General features: G+C 72.5%; 15 protein-coding genes. 11 read left to right on the forward strand and 4 right to left on the reverse strand.

The features are described from left to right. The first annotated feature begins 101 nt into the window (after window positions 1–101). The 10 genes from OG946_RS31225 to OG946_RS31270 all read left to right on the forward strand — a co-directional run bounded on the left by OG946_RS31225 (window position 102) and on the right by OG946_RS31270 (window position 10194). Window positions 102–2375 carry a hypothetical protein gene (locus tag OG946_RS31225; protein ID WP_326799301.1) on the forward strand — a complete coding sequence of 758 codons (2274 nt, stop codon included), beginning with the start codon at window positions 102–104 and terminating at the stop codon, window positions 2373–2375. A 188-nt stretch (window positions 2376–2563) separates the two neighbouring features. Continuing rightward, window positions 2564–2872, forward strand: a complete 309-nt coding sequence (locus tag OG946_RS31230) for a hypothetical protein (RefSeq protein ID WP_326799302.1) — start codon at window positions 2564–2566, stop codon at window positions 2870–2872. A 16-nt stretch (window positions 2873–2888) separates the two neighbouring features. Further along, the gene (locus OG946_RS31235; protein WP_326799303.1) at window positions 2889–3200 is read left to right on the forward strand and encodes a hypothetical protein; all 312 of its coding nucleotides are present in this window, start codon (window positions 2889–2891) and stop codon (window positions 3198–3200) included. 19 nt (window positions 3201–3219) lie between these two features. Further along, entirely contained in the window at window positions 3220–3804 is a 585-nt protein-coding gene (locus tag OG946_RS31240) for a hypothetical protein (RefSeq protein ID WP_326799304.1), read from the forward strand. A gap of 73 nt (window positions 3805–3877) precedes the next feature. Further along, entirely contained in the window at window positions 3878–5179 is a 1302-nt protein-coding gene (locus tag OG946_RS31245; protein ID WP_326799305.1) for a DNA cytosine methyltransferase, read from the forward strand. Window positions 5180–5267: 88 nt separating this feature from the next. Next, the gene (locus OG946_RS31250) at window positions 5268–6170 is read left to right on the forward strand and encodes a bifunctional DNA primase/polymerase (protein ID WP_326799306.1); all 903 of its coding nucleotides are present in this window, start codon (window positions 5268–5270) and stop codon (window positions 6168–6170) included. A gap of 361 nt (window positions 6171–6531) precedes the next feature. Further along, window positions 6532–7989 carry a DNA primase family protein gene (locus OG946_RS31255; protein WP_326799307.1) on the forward strand — a complete coding sequence of 486 codons (1458 nt, stop codon included), beginning with the start codon at window positions 6532–6534 and terminating at the stop codon, window positions 7987–7989. Between the two features lie 75 nt (window positions 7990–8064). Next, complete coding sequence (locus tag OG946_RS31260; RefSeq protein ID WP_326799308.1) at window positions 8065–8271, forward strand: helix-turn-helix domain-containing protein; 207 nt, start codon at window positions 8065–8067, stop codon at window positions 8269–8271. 73 nt (window positions 8272–8344) lie between these two features. After that, entirely contained in the window at window positions 8345–9538 is a 1194-nt protein-coding gene (locus OG946_RS31265) for a site-specific integrase (RefSeq protein ID WP_326799309.1), read from the forward strand. A 230-nt stretch (window positions 9539–9768) separates the two neighbouring features. Then, the gene (locus OG946_RS31270; RefSeq protein WP_326799310.1) at window positions 9769–10194 is read left to right on the forward strand and encodes a hypothetical protein; all 426 of its coding nucleotides are present in this window, start codon (window positions 9769–9771) and stop codon (window positions 10192–10194) included. Window positions 10195–10254: 60 nt separating this feature from the next. On the opposite strand, the gene OG946_RS31275 is transcribed toward OG946_RS31270, so the two are convergent. The 3 genes from OG946_RS31275 to OG946_RS31285 all read right to left on the reverse strand — a co-directional run bounded on the left by OG946_RS31275 (window position 10255) and on the right by OG946_RS31285 (window position 15725). Further along, window positions 10255–12366: a sulfatase gene (locus OG946_RS31275; protein ID WP_326799311.1), complete on the reverse strand. Its 2112-nt coding sequence runs from the start codon at window positions 12364–12366 to the stop codon at window positions 10255–10257. 226 nt (window positions 12367–12592) lie between these two features. Next, window positions 12593–14707: a sulfatase-like hydrolase/transferase gene (locus OG946_RS31280; RefSeq protein ID WP_326799312.1), complete on the reverse strand. Its 2115-nt coding sequence runs from the start codon at window positions 14705–14707 to the stop codon at window positions 12593–12595. 148 nt (window positions 14708–14855) lie between these two features. Beyond that, the gene (locus OG946_RS31285; protein ID WP_326799313.1) at window positions 14856–15725 is read right to left on the reverse strand and encodes a helix-turn-helix domain-containing protein; all 870 of its coding nucleotides are present in this window, start codon (window positions 15723–15725) and stop codon (window positions 14856–14858) included. 73 nt (window positions 15726–15798) lie between these two features. Between OG946_RS31285 and OG946_RS31290 the strand changes: the two genes are divergently transcribed. Beyond that, window positions 15799–16107 carry a 4a-hydroxytetrahydrobiopterin dehydratase gene (locus tag OG946_RS31290; RefSeq protein WP_326799314.1) on the forward strand — a complete coding sequence of 103 codons (309 nt, stop codon included), beginning with the start codon at window positions 15799–15801 and terminating at the stop codon, window positions 16105–16107. A gap of 12 nt (window positions 16108–16119) precedes the next feature. On the opposite strand, the gene OG946_RS31295 is transcribed toward OG946_RS31290, so the two are convergent. Beyond that, window positions 16120–16845 carry a tyrosine-protein phosphatase gene (locus OG946_RS31295; protein ID WP_326799315.1) on the reverse strand — a complete coding sequence of 242 codons (726 nt, stop codon included), beginning with the start codon at window positions 16843–16845 and terminating at the stop codon, window positions 16120–16122. Between the last annotated feature and the right edge of the window lie 23 nt (window positions 16846–16868).

Below are 16868 nucleotides of genomic sequence, written 5' to 3' on the forward strand. Positions count from 1 at the left end.
CCCCGGGCCCCTGCCCCACTTCGGGCAGTCGCCGCAGCAAGGCCGAATCCGCAGGTGATGCGGGTTCGGCCTTGCTGCTTCCCCGCGTGAAGGAGATGCGGATGAGTGAGCACGGACTGAACCTCTCCAGCACCCGCGGCAACCACCCCGCCGGTGCGCACTCCCTCGTCAAGGAGCCGGCGCCGCGGCGGCGGCGTTCGGGTAAGGACAAGCCGGGCGGCAGGCTGCCGCTGGACTGGTCCGTCCCCCACGGCCCCGTCAGCGGCGCCATCTCAGCCACGACGGGTGCCGGGGCGGTCGCGCTGCTGGGTGCGGCCACGAGCATGCCGCCGGGCTGGCCGATGGCCATCGGCGCTGCCGGCGCGATCGGGCACGGTGTCGGGGTGAGCGTGCGGCGGAAGCTGACCGGCCGCACCCTGGTCACCCGCTGCGCTTCATGGCTGCTGGCCGGCGGCTGGACCACCTGGGCTGTGGCCACGGGCCCGCTTCAGTGGGCCGCGGCCGGATCCCTGGCCGCGCTCGGGGTCGGCGTCGGCGCCATGGCCAGCCATGCGGCAGTGCACGAGGAAGCCGCAGAGGAAGAGCGCATGTCCGCGGAAGCCAAGGAGCTGTACCGGGAGCTGAACGCCGACCGCCTCGCGCTGGCGACCGAGTGGGAAGAGCGCATCCACCGCGTCAGCGGGGTGCAGGTGAGCGTGTTCGCCGTCGAGATGTGGGCCACCGGCGCCGGCTTCAGCCTCGCCGCGGAACTGCCCGCCGGCGGGGCGGTGTGGACGCAGATCCAGAACCAGGCCAAGGGCCTGGCCGCGGACGCCCGGCTGCCGCTGGGCTGCGCCATCCACGTCGAAGAAGGCGACCGGCAAGGCCGCGTGGTGCTCGACATCGCGACCGAGAACGTCATCGACCGCACCTACACCTACCCCACCGACTACGCCCCGCTGTCCCTGCTGACGGGGATCCCGTGGGGGCTGCTGCCCAACTCCGACCCGGTGCAGGTATTCCTGCGGGAGGCGTGCGCGCTGATCCTGGGCCCGCCCGGATCCGGCAAGTCCACCTTCGTCGACGTGGTGCTGGCCGGCTTCGCCCGCTGCACCGACGTACTGACCTGGGTCATCGACTTCAAAGCCGGCGCCAGCGCACGCCCGTGGATCCGCCCCGCCCTCGAAGCCGCCGGCAAGATGCCCCCGCCTGCCGGGCGGCCCGCGGCTCCGGCAGGGACGCGGCCGGCGGTGGACTGGGTGGCCTCCACCCCCAAGGAAGCACAGCGCATGCTGCGGGCGGCGCTGGCCATCAACGCGGCACGCCAGCACGCCTATCAGGACCTGATGGACGCGCAGGACACCACGCTCCTGCCCATCTCTCCGCAGCTTCCGCAGATCATGATCGTGGTGGACGAGGGTGCGGAACTGCTGTCCGCGCCGTCGTTCCGGGACCCGGTGATGAAGGACGTGCAGGCCAACGTCAAGAAGATCATGCGCACGACCCGGGCCATGGGGCTGCGGCTGGTGCTGACCGCGGTTGACGGCAACACGTCCGCCCTGGGCAACACCGAGGTCCGCAAGTTCTCCCCGGTCGGTGTCGCGCTCACCTCGGGGGAGTCGGCGGGCAACAACGCGGCGAAGCTGTTCACCAGGGTCAAGGCCGACGCCAGCCAGTTGAAGGCCAAGGGCGCGGGCATCATCGGCGCCGCCGGCGCGGACGGCTTCGCCCCCACCCCGTTCAAGGGGTGGAAGACCGCCCCCAGCATGGCCCGCGAAGTCACCTTGGCCACCAGCGACCGCCACCCGCTCCTCGACGCCGCATCCGCGGACGCCGCGGGGGAGGACTACGCCGACCGCTGGAACGACGACCGCGCCGGATGGCTGTGGAACACCACCACCCCCGCGGCCGGCAGCGCCACACCGGACACCCCGGGCGCCGACGCGGGCCAGGAGCGGCCCGCTGGGCTCAACCTGTCCTACCGCAAGCCCACCGCGGGCGGGACGGTGGATGAAGAGGCGTTGGCGGCGCGGTTCCGCGCCGAGATCGACGCCGCCTTCGCCACCACCGACGAACCGGGCACCCCCGACGCCCGCGCGCCGCAGGAGCCCACGGAGGGGGCGGGTGAGGACGGCGGGCTGTCGCTGTCGTACCGCGCCGCGTCGGAGCCGGCGCAGGGTGCGGCGCGCAAGGCGGCGCTGATGCTCATCATCGCTGCCGGACCGGACGGCACCGGCGCATCCGCGATGGAACGAGCGCTCGCCGGTACTCACGGAACCCGGCGGCCGGTCATCCAGGGATGGCTGAAGGAGTGGGCCGAATCCGGCGAGATCGTCCGCGTCGGAGAGGGCAGCAAAGCCCGCTACGTCCACCATCGCCACGCCCCCGGCAACTGACCGCGCCCCGGGGCCTGTCTGTCACCTGTCACTCAGCCAAGCACACCCCGCTTCGGGGGTCTGTTCGTGCCTGTATCCGGTCTGTCACCTGCGAGAACAGGTGACAGACAGGTGACAGGTGACAGACACCTGACAGGCCGGATGACAGGTGCCCCAACCCCAGCAGCACACCGCGAAGGGAGCACCCGATGCAGCACCGCGACCCGCCCGGAAACCTCGCCCCGCACATCCCCGCCGACGCCTACGAACGCGCCCAGGCAACCGGCCAGCCCATCATCATCACCGTCCCGACCGCGACCCGCGACGGTGTGCCGTGGCGCCGGTTACTCATCCCCGTCGCCATCGCCGCTGCGGCGGCGGCCGGCTGCTGGGGGCTGGTCGTGGCGGTGTGCGCGCTGCTCGACGCGGCCACCCACGCCGCCACCGTCATCGCCGGCGCCGCCGGACCCCTCGGGGTCGGCGGCATCACCCTGCGACTCACCCGCGAACGGCACTGAAGGGAGAACGACACCCATGCGACTGCGTATCGAGCGGACCGGCTGCCCCCGCCACGCGCTCGTACTCACCGACACACCCCGGCCCGACTGCTCGGACTGCGACGGGAACGGCGGCATCGCCTACGACTACGGCGACCCCGAGACCGGCGAGTACGCGGGCACCGACTGGGAGCCCTGCGACTGCTTCAACTCCGGCCGTCGCTGGACGCTGCTGCCCCTGCCGCGGTGGACCGCGCTGCCGCCGCGCCTGTGGCCCGTGATCCGCCACTTCCGGCGTGACCGCGACCCGTGGGCCGCCAACGGCTACAGCAACGAACCCCCGTTCTAGACACCCGGAGGACTCAACCATGAGTGACATCACGGCGCCCGACCGCCCTGCCGCCTGGATTGACGGGGACCCGCTGATGGAGGCCATCGCCCTGGCCGTCTACGAGCGGTGCACGACCGGCGACGGCGGCATCGTCCACGACGACCCGCGCAACATCGCCGCCGCTGCCGCACTCGCCATCGAGACCATCACCTCTCTGTGGCCGGTCGCGGCCCAGATCGCCGCAACGCTGGACCAGGCCAACGGCACCGCCGAACACGAGCGTGCGATGCGGCTGCTGAAGGTCAGCGAGGAAGCCGGGGAAGCCGCCGCCGCGTACGTCGGCATGACCGGTCAGAACCCGCGCAAGGGCACCACCCACACGGCCCGCGACGTGGCCGACGAACTGTGCGACGTCATCATCGCCGCTGCCGTCGCCCTGCACGACTTCACCACCGCGCCCCCGGCCGTGCTGGAGGCCAAGCTGCACGCCGCCGCCCGCCGCCTCGACGCCGCCGCGCAGGAGGAGGCGAAGCGCTTCGCGGCGCTGCTGACCGAGGGCCGATGCCCCAACTGCTGCTGGCTCGACTACCAGTGCAACTGCGCCGACCACCCCGGCGCCTGAATGCGCCCGGGGCGACCGCTTCTCTCGCCAAAGATGCGCGGTCGCCCCGGCCAACCAGCCCCAATCGGACCTGTTGGAGGACTCCAGCATGACCCATGACCCTGCCGTGCCGCCGGACGGCGGCAACGTCAGCCTGTGTACCGGTTCCGCCGCGCTGGACCTGGCCGTGGAAGCCGTCACCGGGCTGACCACGACCGTGGTCGGTGAGAGGGACCCGGCCGCATCCAGGCTGCTGGCCGAACGCCTGCCACGGGCTCACAACCTGGGTGACATCACCGCGGTGGACTGGGCGGCGCTGGCCGCCGGCATGCCGCGTCCGGCGTCGCTGACGGCCGGTTTCCCCTGCCAGGACATCTCGAATGCCGGACCTCGGGGAGGGATCGCCGGTGACCGCTCCGGACTCTGGAAAACCATCGCCCAAGCCGTTCGCCACCTTCGACCCCGGCTCGTGTTCCTGGAGAACGTCGCCGCCATCCGAAGCCGCGGACTCGGTGTCGTCGCCGCGGACCTGGCCGCGTGCGGGTACGACGCGCGGTGGATGTGCCTACGAGCTTCAGATCCCGAAGTCGGAGCCTGCCACCGCCGGGACCGCTGGTTCGCCGTCGCGTATCCCGCTGCTGAAGACCCCGACCTCGCAGTTGGGCCGCAACGGCGGACCGCAGCACCCGGACAAGCGCAAGGCGGGCGGGCACGGGCCGACGCTGGAGGACGAAGTGGTCTTCTTGCTGCCCCCGCAGACGGCGGACGGCTGAGGCTGCTGCCCACCCCGGCAGCAGCAGACGGCACCGGCGGCCCCGGCGTCTCGCCCAAGCGCAAGGGCGGGATGAACCTGCGCACCGCCGTGACGCTGCTTCCCACCCCGGCGGCCCGCGACTGGAAGTCCGGCGCGTCCAACCTGCTGGGCACCAACTCCCGGCCGCTGAACGAGGTGGTCGTCAACCTGCTGCCCACCCCGAAAGCCTCGGACGGGCCGCACGGCGGCCCGAACCAGCGCGATGCAACCGGCCGCTACTACCTGCCCGGCCAGGCCGTGCGCCTGGACGGGCGGTGGGTGGCCACCAACGGCACCGACTACGGCCCCGCCATCCACCGCTGGGAGACCGTCCTCGAACGTCCCGCGCCGGAGCCGACCGAACCCGGCACCCGCGGCAACCGCCGCCTGTCCCCGGCGTTCGTGGAATGGATGATGGGCGCCGATCCCGGCTGGGTCACCGGTATGGACCTGGGCCTGTCCCGTTCCGATCAGCTCAAGATCCTGGGCAACGGCGTCGTCATCCACCAGGCCGTACACGCCTACCGCACGTTGCTGGCCGCCGAAGCCGCCCCGGCAACCACCGGCCCCGCCCCTGCCCAGCTCGCGCTGGACATCGCCTGAATACGCCCGGGGCGACCGCTTCTCTCGCCAAAGATGCGCGGTCGCCCCGGCCAACCAGCCCCAATCGGACCTGTTGGAGGACTCCAGCATGACCCAACCCGACGACAAACCGCGAGCCCTGCTCGCCGCCGCACTCGCCGCAGCGGAACGCGGCTGGCCCGTCTTCCCCCTCCGTCCCGGCGGCAAGCCGCCGGCACTGCACGGTGAGGCACGCTGCCCCCGAACCGGGATCTGCGCCCGGGGCCACGTGAAGTGGCAGGAGCGCGCCACCACCGACCCGGCGCGTATCACCGCGTGCTGGCAGGCCGCGCCGTTCAACGTCGGGGTCGCGACCGGCCCGGCCGGGCTGGTCGTCATCGACCTCGACGTGACCAAAGACGAGAGCGACGCGCCTGCCGGCGCGGCGACCTTCCAGGCGCTCTGCGAGCGCACCGGCCAGCCAGTACCCGCCACGTTCACGCTGCGGACCGCCAGCGGCGGAGAACACCGGTACTTCACCGCGCCAGACGGGCTGCGGCTGAGCAACACGGCGGGCAAGCTCGGGGAGAACATCGACACCCGCGCATGGGGCGGCTACGTCGTGGCCGCGGGCAGCATCGTTCACGGCCGCGCCTACGCCCTCACCGATGACCGCGAACCCGCGCCGTTGCCCGGCTGGCTGGCCGCGCTGCTGCGGCAGGACACCCGCCCGGCGGCGGCGCCGCCCGCGCCGGTCGTGCGCAGTGCCTCACGCGCGGCGCTGGCCGCTTTGGAGCGCGAACAGCGGGTCGTGGTCGCCGCATCGGAGGGGGAGCGGAACCACGCGCTGAACCTGTCCGCGTTCAAGCTGGGCCGGTTCATCGCGTGGGGCGACCTCACCCGGGACGCGGTGGAGGAAGCATTCCAATGGGCGGGGGAGTCCGCCGGTCTGACCGCTGCCGAGTGCCGCGCCACCATCCGCAGTGCCCTGGACGCCTCCCTGCGCAAAGCACGACCCAGGGAGGCGCTGTGACGCCCCGCCCCGATCCCCCCTTGGAATGCCTCCAGAAGCCCACCACCCGGCCGCAGGACGCGGGACAGACCGGCGTACAGGCTGACGCTGGCGCCCGACAGGGTGTCGCCCGTCAGGGCGTCCCTTCAGTCTTTCCCCCGCAGCCGTCGCAGGCCGACAACGCGGCCGGAGACGGCCGCTACGCGGTCGCCTGGCTGCACATCTCCGCTCCCGCCCGTGCCGTGCCCACGGCCCGGTCGGTGTGCCGGTGCGGCTGGGACCAACGCGCCATCGGCCTGACCCGCGTGCTGGCGCTCATCGACGCGCACACGGCCCACCGCGACACCTGCCCGCTACGCAACTCCGAAGGGAGGACAGCCGCATGAACGCGACAGACCATGACCCGCGCGACCCCGAGGAACTCCCCGCGCCGTCGAACCCGCTGGCCGTCGCCCGGCGACTCCTGCCCGACTGGCAGGGCGAGAGCGGACAGCTTGTGTGCCGGCGCTGGCGCGGCTCGTGGATGCGCTGGACCGGTGCCTGCTGGCGCGAGCTGGACGAAGCCCAGGTCCGCAAGGCCATGTACGAGCGGCTGGAACACGTCGTCTACCAGGTGCCGACGAAGGACGGCGAGACCGAGGAACGCGCCTGGGCCCCCACCAAGCAGAAGATCAGCAACCTGTTCGACGCCCTCGGATCCATCACCCTCCTGCCCACCGACGTAGACGCGCCGGTATGGCTCGACGGCCAGGGCGGGCAGGACGGCGGGCCGATCGTGGCGTGTGAGAACGGGCTGCTGCGCATCGCCGACCGCGCTCTGCTGCCGCACACCCCGGGGTTCTTCAACCTCGTGTCCGTGCCCTTCCCCTACGACCCCACTGCGACCGCCCCGACCTGGCATCACTTCCTGTCGCAGATCTGGCCGGAGGACCCCGACGCCATCACCGCGCTTCAGCAGTGGTTCGGCTACGTCCTGTCCGGCCGGACCGACCAGCAGAAGATCCTGCTCATGGTCGGCCCGTCGCGTTCCGGGAAGGGCACCATCGCCCGCGTGCTGAAAGAGCTGGTCGGCAAGGAGAACCTTGCCGGGCCGACCCTGGCCGGACTCGGCACGAACTTCGGCCTGTCCACCCTGATCGGCAAGCCGCTCGCGGTCATCTCCGACGCCCGGCTGTCCGGCAACGACAACACCCAAGTCGTGGAACGACTGCTGACGATCTCAGGTGAAGACACCATCGACATCGACCGCAAATACCGCGAAGTGTGGACCGGGAAGCTCCCGACGCGGCTGGTGATCCTCTCCAACGAACTGCCGCACTTCGGCGACTCCTCCGGCGTCATCGCCAGACGGTTCGTACTGCTCAACATGCGCGTCTCATGGCTGGGCAAGGAAGACCCCACCCTCTTCGACCGGCTCATTGCCGAGATGCCCGGCATCCTGAACTGGGCACTCGACGGCCTGGCCAGCCTCCAGCACACCGGCCGGATCACCGAACCGGCATCCAGCCGCGAAGCGGTCACCACCATGCAGGACACCGCCTCACCCACCAGCGCGTTCGTCCGCGAACGCTGCACCACCGGACCCACATGCAGCGTCCCCGTCGACGCCCTGTGGACCGTCTGGCGGGAGTGGGCCGAAGACAACGGCGTCCGCCCCGGCACCAAACAGGTCTTCGGCCGCAACCTGCTGTCCGTGGTCCCGCAGCTCAGCCGCTCCCGACCCCGCGACGAGTACGGCCGGCAGGTGGTCACCTACACGGGGATCACGCTGAAGCCGTCCGGACCACATTTGCCTGAGACGCGACTCATCGCGTCTCAAGCCCTCTCTGAGTGCCGCTGAGTGCCGATGAGTCGCGTCTCAGAGGAATGTCGCGCCAACTCTCCCGCCCCGAACGCGCCGAGGAGGCACAGCCGCGTGAGCACTGCTGCTGAACCTGCCGAACAGCTCCTCTATCGGCCCGAAGAGGCCGCCAAGGCTCTCCGCATCGGCCGGTCGACGGTGTACGAGGAGATCCGACTCGGACGCCTCCAGACCGTCCGCATCGGCCGCCGCCGCCTCGTGCCGCCGGAGTACATCCAGCGGTACGTCGAACTCCTCAAGAACGAGGCACAGGCCGCCTGAGCCTCACCCGACAACCCCCAGCAGGGCCGCGCCGTTCACGGCGCGGCCCTGCCCTATGGAGGCACAACGCACAATGACCGAGACGCCGAAGAAGGGTCGCAAGGCGGCTAACGGTGAGGATTCGATCTACTGGGACAAGTCCAAGAACCGTTTCGTGGGGGCCGTTTCCCTCGGGTACGCGCCAGACGGAACACGCCGCCGCACCAAGGTCTATGGCAAGACACGCACGGAAGTCCGGCGCAAGCTGCGAGACCTCAAGAGGGAACTCGACGCCGGCCTGAAGGCTCCGGCGAACCTGACAGTCGAACAGGCGGTGATGAGCTGGCTCTCTAATGGACTGAAGGGGCGCGATGCGGAAAGCGTCAAGACGTACCGCAGCCTCGCCAGTAACCACGTAATCGCGGACCTGGGCAAGGCGAAGCTCCGAGAGCTTGAGGCTGATGAGCTGGATGCCTGGCTGGAGAGCAAGGCCAGCGTCCTGGCGCACGAATCGCTGAAACGGGTACTCGCCATCCTCCGCCGTTCCATCAGGCACGCACAGCGACGCGGGCAGGTGGTGCGGAACGTGGCCGAACTCGTGGAACTGCCGGAAGGGCAACCCGGTCGGCCCAGCAAGTCCCTCACCCTCGAACAGGCACATGCGGTCCTGCGCGCGAAACAGGGCACATGGATCCACGCCTACGTCGTGCTCGCCCTACTCGTGGGTGTACGTACGGAGGAGGAGCGTCCTCTCACGTGGGCACACGTGCACACGTCGTCAGAAGGCGACGCCCGCCCCTACATCGACGTGTGGCGATCCGTACGGCGCAAGGGGGACACCAAGACACGCAAGAGCCGCCGCTCACTGACGATGCCGTACCAAGCCGCCGCCGTCCTGGACGCGCACCGCGCGCGGCAACAAGAGGAGTACCACGCTGCGGGCCGAACGTGGTCCGACGATGAGTTGGTGTTCCCCGATCCCGATGGCGGGCCGCGCACGTCCACGAATGTCAGGCGCAACCTGCGATCGCTCCTCAAGGATGCGGGCTTCCCCTCGCCGGATGAGTGGACGACGCGGGAGCTGCGAACCAGCTTCGTGTCCCTGCTCTCGGATCACGGTATGCCGATCGAGGTCATCGCGCGTGTGGTCGGACACAGCGGCACCAACACCACCGAGACGGTCTACCGTAAGCAACTGCGCCCGGTCATCACCGAGGGGGCCGAAGCCATGGACGAGATCCTGAAGCCCGATCGTCCCAAGGCACCTGGCCGCGCCGCTGACCTGTAGGGACTGGCGCCGTGGCTCCCTGAATGGCTCCCTGACCCGCATCCCTTCCCTTCGCCATTCTCCTGACCTGGAGGGAAGGGGCGGGGAGGGGCAGACGCACCATTACCTCGCCGGTAATCGACGTGCGGAGCGGGGGCGGGCACCGTAGGGGCATCGGAGCCCGGACCGGCGCACTCCGGCCCGGGTTCCGGCTCTGACCAGTACCTACGTCGTCCGGAGGGTGATCCGTCATGTCCGCAGCCGTCTCCCCGACCGCCGCCTCCACCCCGCAGATCACGCTCCGCCGCTGGCTCGGCCTCGACGCCGTCGTCACCGGCGGCAACGGGCTGGCGTACCTGGCCCTCTCCGGGCCCGTCTCCGACCTCCTGGGCGTGGACCGCGGGCTGCTGCTCGTGCTCGGCGCGGTGCTCGTCGTCTACGCCGCCGACGTCGCCTGGCTCGCCCGCAAGCCCGTGCCGCCCGCGCGTCTGGTCGCGCTGGTGGTCGACATCAACATCGCGTGGGCGGTGGCCAGCGTCGTCGTCCTCGTCACCGGAGTCCTCGACCCGACCACCGCGGGGTACGTGTGGATCCCGCTGCAGGCGGCGGTGGTGCTGGGCTTCGCCGTCGTGCAGTACGGGCTGCTGCGCGGCCTCCGGGCCGCCACCGGGCACTGACCCGCCCGGACCTACGGGCCGCCGCCCCGGCGCTCGCCGGGTCGGCGGCCCGTCGCCGTGTCAGCGCACCAGCAGCGCCACGACCCTCCAGTTCGAGGTGTCCGGCGCGCCGACGCGCAGTTCGGTCACCCGGCCCGACGCCCCGCCGTCGAGGACGAACTCCTCCCACTGGTAGGCGCCCGCAGGCACCTGCGGTCCCGGTGCGAGCACCTCCGTCCCGTCCGCCGCGACGACGATGCCGGGCGTGGCGTAGCCGTCGTCGCCGCGCAGCACGGAGACCGTGCTCCGCCCGGCCGGCAGGCGCAGCCGCAGCAGCGCCGCGGGCTGGTTGTTGACCATGTCGCGGCGCAGCACGTCGGGGGCGCCGCGGTCGCGGGACATCGGTGCCGGCACACCGCCCGCCCAGCCGTAGCCGGCTTCCTCCGTCCAGGAGGAGTCGGGGGTCAGGGCGCGGTAGGAGGGGGTGACCGGGGAGCCGGCCGGGCCCGCGTCGAGCGCGAGGGCCACGTCGTCGCCGTGCGGCACGGCGTAGCCGCGCACCGGCTCGCCGGTCACGGTCCGGCCGTCGATCTCGACGCGGGGCGTCAGTTCGTACGTCGCCAGCCGCCCCGCGGGGGCGGCGACCGCGGCGGGCGGGGTGACCTCGACGTCGAGCACCGGGTCGGTGTCGAGGTCCACGACCTCCCGTACGGTCGTCGTCGCCCAGCCGCCGGGCGCCGCCAGCGACACCGTCACCTCCGCGACGGGTTCGCCGCCGGGGCGCAGCGCGCGGGTCAGCCGTACCCGTACGGCATTGGGGCGGTCCGCGAACAGCGGCAGGTCCGCGGTGAGTTCCACCGGCGGGCGCTGCTCCCGCGCGATGTCCTCCTCCAGCGCCGTCAGGAACTCCTGGAGCCGCGCGGTCACTTCCGGCTGCCGCGCCGTCAGGTTCACCGACTCCCGCGGGTCCGCGTCGAGGTCGTACAGCTCCGGCAGATAGCGCTGGTCCGAGCCGCGCCGCCGGACGTGCAGCTTCCACCGGCCGTCGCGTACGGCGGCGGCCCGCGCGCTGAGGAAGAACGGCACCGGTGCGCGCTCGCGCAGCCGCGCGCCGCGCAGCGTCGCCGTCAGGTCGGTGCCGTCCAGCGGCACGCCGGGATCCGGCTCGACGCCGGCCAGCGAGCACACCGTCGGCAGCAGGTCGAGGAAGGAGACCACATCGTCCGACTCCCGGCCGTGCGGCACGGTGCCCGTCCAGCGGGCGATGAACGGCACCCGCACGCCGCCCTCGAAGACCTCGAACTTCCTTGACCGCAGCCCGCCCGACGAGCCCTCGAACCAGGGGCCGTTGTCCCCGGCGACGACGATCAGGGTCTCCCGGTCCAGGCCGCGCTCGGCGATCGCGTCGAAGAGGCGGCCGAGGTGGTGGTCGACGGATTCGATGGCGTCGCCGTAGAGGCCGCCGCGGGAGATGCCGTCGAACTCCGGCTCCACGGCGAGCGGGAGGTGGGGCATGGTCTCGGCGAGGTAGATGAAGAACGGCCGGTCGCCGGCGCGGTCGATGACGTCGATCGCCTCGTCGGTGAAGCGCCGGGTGAGCGTCGCCAGATCGGCGTCGCTGTTCAGCGTCTCCACGGGTTGCTCGTCGCGCCAGACCTCGGTGGGGTACGTGTCCGCCGTGTACATCGCGTCGACGCCGAAGAAGGAGTCGAAGCCGTGCCGCGCCGGGTGGTGGGCGTCGAGCCGGCCGAGGTGCCACTTGCCGATCGCCGCGGTGACGTAGCCCGCGGTGCGCAGGTACTCGGGCAGGGTCCGCTCCGCCGTGCCGAGACCGTGCGCGTCGTCCCGGCTGAGCACGTCCGGTATGCCCGTGCGCGGCGGTACGCGGCCGGTGAGGAGCGCGGCGCGCGAGGGGCTGCACACGGGGGCGGCGCAGTAGCCCTGGGTGAAGCGGGTGCCCTGGCGGGCGAGCCGGTCCAGCCGCGGGGTGCGGATCAGCGGGTGGCCGTAGCAGCCGAGGTCGCCGTAGCCGAGGTCGTCCAGGAGGACCATGATGACGTTCGGGCCGCCGCCCGCGGGCCGGGCGGGCTGTGCGGCCGCGGTCTGCGGGTGGAGCCCGCCGACCGAGACGGATAACGCGCTCGTACCGAGCGTCGCTGCCGATCCTGCGAGGACATCGCGACGGCTGACCAAGACGGACTCCCTTCGGACGCCGGCGCGTAGGGAGACCGGCAGGTGCCGCCGATCCTCGGACTTCGGCGGCCCCTGCGTCAAATAAGAGCGTATTACAGGTTTATGAAGGTGCACGGGAGGGGACTTCCGGGTGCCATTCGGGCAAGTCAGCGGCGGGGTGGCCGCGTTGGGCGGTCACCGCGGCACCGGTGTACGGGCCCGGCTGGGGTGTGGCGGAGTGCCCGGGTCAGTGCACCACCAGCGCCACGAGCGTCCACCTGTTGCCCCCGGTGCCGCTCAGCCCCAGCTCGATCGTCCGTCCTTCGGGCCCGCCGTCGAGGACGAACTCCTCCCAGCGGTACGCCCCCGCGGGCAGCCGCGGGCCAGGAGCGATCACCGTCTCACCGTCCGCCGCCACCGTGAAGCCGTGCGTGGGCCGCTTGTCGTCGCCGCGCAGCAGCGAGATCCGGCGCCGGCCCGCGGCCAGCCGCAGCCGCAGCACCGCCGCCGACCGGTCGCGGACCACGCCGCGGCGCAGCGGGTCGGGTCCCGCGTGGGCGCGGGACTGCGGCGGCGCGGAGACCCAGCCGAACCCGGCGGCCCGGTCCCAGGCGGTGGCGGGGGTCAGATGGCGGTACGAGGGCAGCGCCGGTCGTCCTTCGGGTCCCGCGTCGAGCGCGAGGGCCGCGTCGCGGCCGTGCGGCACGGCGTGCACCTGCACGTCGGCGCCGGTCACGGTCCGGCCGTCGACGACGACCAGGGGCGTGAGCCGGTGGCCGCGCAGCCGTCCGGCGGGGGCACCCGCCGAAGGCGGCGGGGTGACGTCGATCTCGACCACCGGGGCGGCGGTCAGGTCGACGGCCTTCCGCACGGTCGTCGCCGTCCACCCCTCCGGCACCGCGACCGTCACCGAGACCTTGGCCTTGCCGCCGCCGCCCTCCGGCCGCAGCGCGCGCGACAGCCGTACCCGCAGCGTGTTGGCGCGGCCCGCGAACAGCGGGGGCTTCGCGGTGAGCGCCACCGCCGGGCGGCGCTCCGCGGCCACGTCCTCCTCCAGCGCGGCCAGGTACTTCCGCAGCCGCTCGGTGACCTCGGGCCGGCGCGCGGCCACGTTCGCCACCTCGCGCGGGTCGGCCTCCAGGTCGAACAGCTCGGGCAGGAAGCGCTGGTTCCGCCCGGCCCGCCGGACGTGCAGCTTCCAGCGGCCGTCGCGTACCGCCGCCGCGTGCCGGCCGAGGAAGAACGGCACCGGCGGGCGCTCGCGCAGCCGCTCGCCGCGCAGCACCGGGCGCAGGTCGGTGCCGTCGAGCTTCACCCCGGGGTCCGGCACCGCGCCGGCGAGGCCGCAGAGCGTCGGCAGCACGTCGAGGAACGACACGACCTGGTGCGACTCCCGGCCGCGCGGGACGGTGCCCGTCCAGCGCATGAGGAACGGCACCCGCACCCCGCCCTCGTAGCAGCCGGACTTGCGGCCGCGCAGCCCGCCCGTGGAGCCCTCGAACCAGGGGCCGTTGTCGCTGGCGACGATGACCAGCGTGTCCCGTTCGAGGCCGCGGTCCGCCAGGGCGCGGAAGAGGCGGCCGAGGTGGTGGTCGACGGACTCGACGGCGTCGCCGTAGAGACCGCCGCGGGAGATGCCGTCGAACTCCGGCTCCACGGCGAGCGGGAGGTGGGGCATGGTCTCGGCGAGGTAGATGAAGAACGGCCGCTTCCCGGCGCGGTCGATCACGTCGATCGCCTCGTCGGTGAACCGGCGCGTCAGCGTCGCCAGGTCGGCGTCGTCGCGCAGGGTCCCCACCGGGGCGCCGTCGCGCCAGATCTCGGTGGGGTACGAGTCCTCGGAGAACATCGCGTCGACGCCGAAGTACGAGTCGAAGCCGTGCCGCGACGGGTGGTTCTCGTCGAGCCGGCCGAGGTGCCACTTGCCGATGGCGGCCGTGTGGTAGCCCGCGTCCCGCAGATAGCCGGGGAGCGTCTTCTCCGCGGCCCGCAGCCCCTGCGAGTCGTCCCGGCTGAGCACCTTGCGCACGCCGGTGCGCGGCGGTACGCGGCCGGTGAGGAGCGCGGCGCGGGAGGGGCTGCACACGGGGGCGCCGGAGTAGCCCTGGGTGAAGCGGGTGCCCTGGCGGGCGAGCCGGTCCAGGTGCGGGGTGTCGATCAACTCCGAGCCGTAGCAGCCGAGATCGCCGTACCCCAGGTCGTCGAGGACGATCAGGACGACGTTCGGGCCGCGGCCCGGCGGCCGGGTCGGGTCGGGGTCGGCGACCGCCGCGCGGGCGTTGGGGGCGCCGGCGGACAGCGGTAAGGCTGTCGCGCCGACGGCGACAGCGGAGGTGGCAAGGACTTCGCGACGGCTGGCCATTGACGGGCTCCCTTCGGGCGCCGGCGCGCTGGAAGGGACCGGCAGTTCACGCCGATCTTGCGCGACGGCGGATCTTCCGTCAAATAAAGCCCTACTAAAGGTTTATGAAAGCTTGTGGGTGGGAACCGTCCGGCCCCGATCGGGTAAGTCAGGAGCCGAGCTGCTGGCGCAGGTACTTCGTCGTCTCCGGATCCGCGGGCAGCAGCGTCTCCAGCGCCAGCTCCGAAACCGTCACGTCCATGGGCGTGTTGAAGGTCGAGATGGTGGAGACGAACGACAGCAGGTGCCCGTCGTGCGCGACCCGCAGCGGCAGCGCGAACGGGGCCCGGCCGCCGACCTCCTCGACCTCCTCGTCCCCCGCCTCCGGCGGGAGCGGATAGGCCGCCACCTCGTCGTACAGCTCCTTCAGCGCGGGCGAGCGCACCAGCGAGAGCTGGCGGTCCATCTGGTGCAGCAGATGGGCGCGCCACTGCGGCAGGTTGCGGATCTTCTTCGCCAGCCCGTCGGGGTGCAGCGTCAGCCGCATCGCGTTCAGCGGCGGGCGCAGCAGCTCCTCCGGCACCTCGTCCAGGACCAGCAGGATGCCGCGGTTGGCGGCCACCACGTTGTACGCGCCGTCCACCACCACCGCGGGGAACGGCTCGTGCGCGGCGACGAGCTGTTCGACGCCCTGGCGCAGCTCGGCCATCGCGGGGTCGTCCAGCGGCGTCTCGGGGTAGTGCGGCGCGAAGCCGGCGGCGAGCAGCAGCGCGTTGCGTTCGCGTACGGGCATGTCCAGGTGCTCGGCGAGCTTGAGCACCATCGCCCGGCTCGGCTGTGACCTGCCGGTCTCGACGAAGCTGATGTGCCGCGCCGAGGAGTCCGCGCGCAGCGCCAGCTCCAGTTGGCTCAGCCCGCGGCGCTCCCGCCAGTTGCGCAGCAGGGCGCCCGCGGTGGCGGCGCCGTCGTCGGGGCCGCCGGTACGGGGCGTGCCGCCGGTCGGCGTACCTGGGGTGACGGGGAGACCGGGGGTCGTCATGTCATCGACGGTAACCGAGTCCCGCGGGGTACTGTCGGCCGGGAACCGCCCCGCCGCGAAGGGAGCCCCTCGCATGGCCGTCGAACCGCTTTCCCCGCAGGACACCGAGGACCGTCTCGCCCGGCTGCCGGGCTGGTCCGTGGCCGAGGGGGAGCTGCTGTCGCGCACGTACCGCTTCGACTCGCATCCGCCCGCCGCGGCGATGGTCGCGGACGTCTCCCGGATCCAGGAGGAGCTGGGGCACCACGCGATGCTCACGCTCGGCTACAACACCCTCGATGTCGCCGTCAACACCCACAGCGTGGGCGGCCGGGTCACCGAGCTGGACTTCGACCTCGCGCGCCGGATCGAGGCCGTCGCCCCGGAGCACGGCGCGAGCTGACGCCCCGCCGCCTCACCCCGGGGCGAGCAGCCGCTCCCGGGCCGCGGCGACCGCGTTGTCCGGCAGCCCGGCCTTGGCGAGGTACGCCGCCGCGTCGAAGGTCGCGTGCGTGTCGGTGATGACCTGCGTGGCGGTACGGCCCGAGCGGGCCTGGATCTCGGCGATCTCCAGCGTCTGGTCCGGGTGGCCCAGGGCGGCCGCGGCCCGCCGGTGGTTGGGCCCGCTGAGCAGGTAGTCGGCGGCGATGTCGGCCGCCGCCACCCCGGCGAGCGTCAGCAGCACGAACGAGGCGAAGCCGGTGCGGTCCCGGCCGGCGGTGCAGTGCACCACGACGCCGCCCGGCGGGGCCGCCGCGACCTCGCGGACGACGGACGCCGCCACCTTCGGGACGTACTCCAGATAAGCGGCCCAGGTCAGCGGGGTCCCTTCGAGGTGGCCCCACTCGCGCCACCAGCGCACGTTCCCCGCCAGCTCGTCCACGGGCACCCGGACCAGCCCGATGCCCTCCGGGCGCGGCAGGCGGGGCCGGTGGTCGATGGCGTTGCGCAGGTCGATCACCGTGCGTACGCCGTGGTCCGCGACGGCGGCCCAGCCCGCCCCGGTCAGCCCGTCCAGGTTGTCGGCGCGCACCAGCGCGCCGGGCCGGGTGCGGCGGCCGCCGGCCGCGGGCAGCCCGCCGAGGTCGCGTACGTTGAAGCAGCCGTCCCAGTCGAGCTCACGTCCGCCCCGTGCAGCCATCTGACTCCCCCTCGGTGATCGAC

The organism is Streptomyces sp. NBC_01808, from assembly GCF_035917395.1.
Lineage (GTDB): Bacteria > Actinomycetota > Actinomycetes > Streptomycetales > Streptomycetaceae > Streptomyces.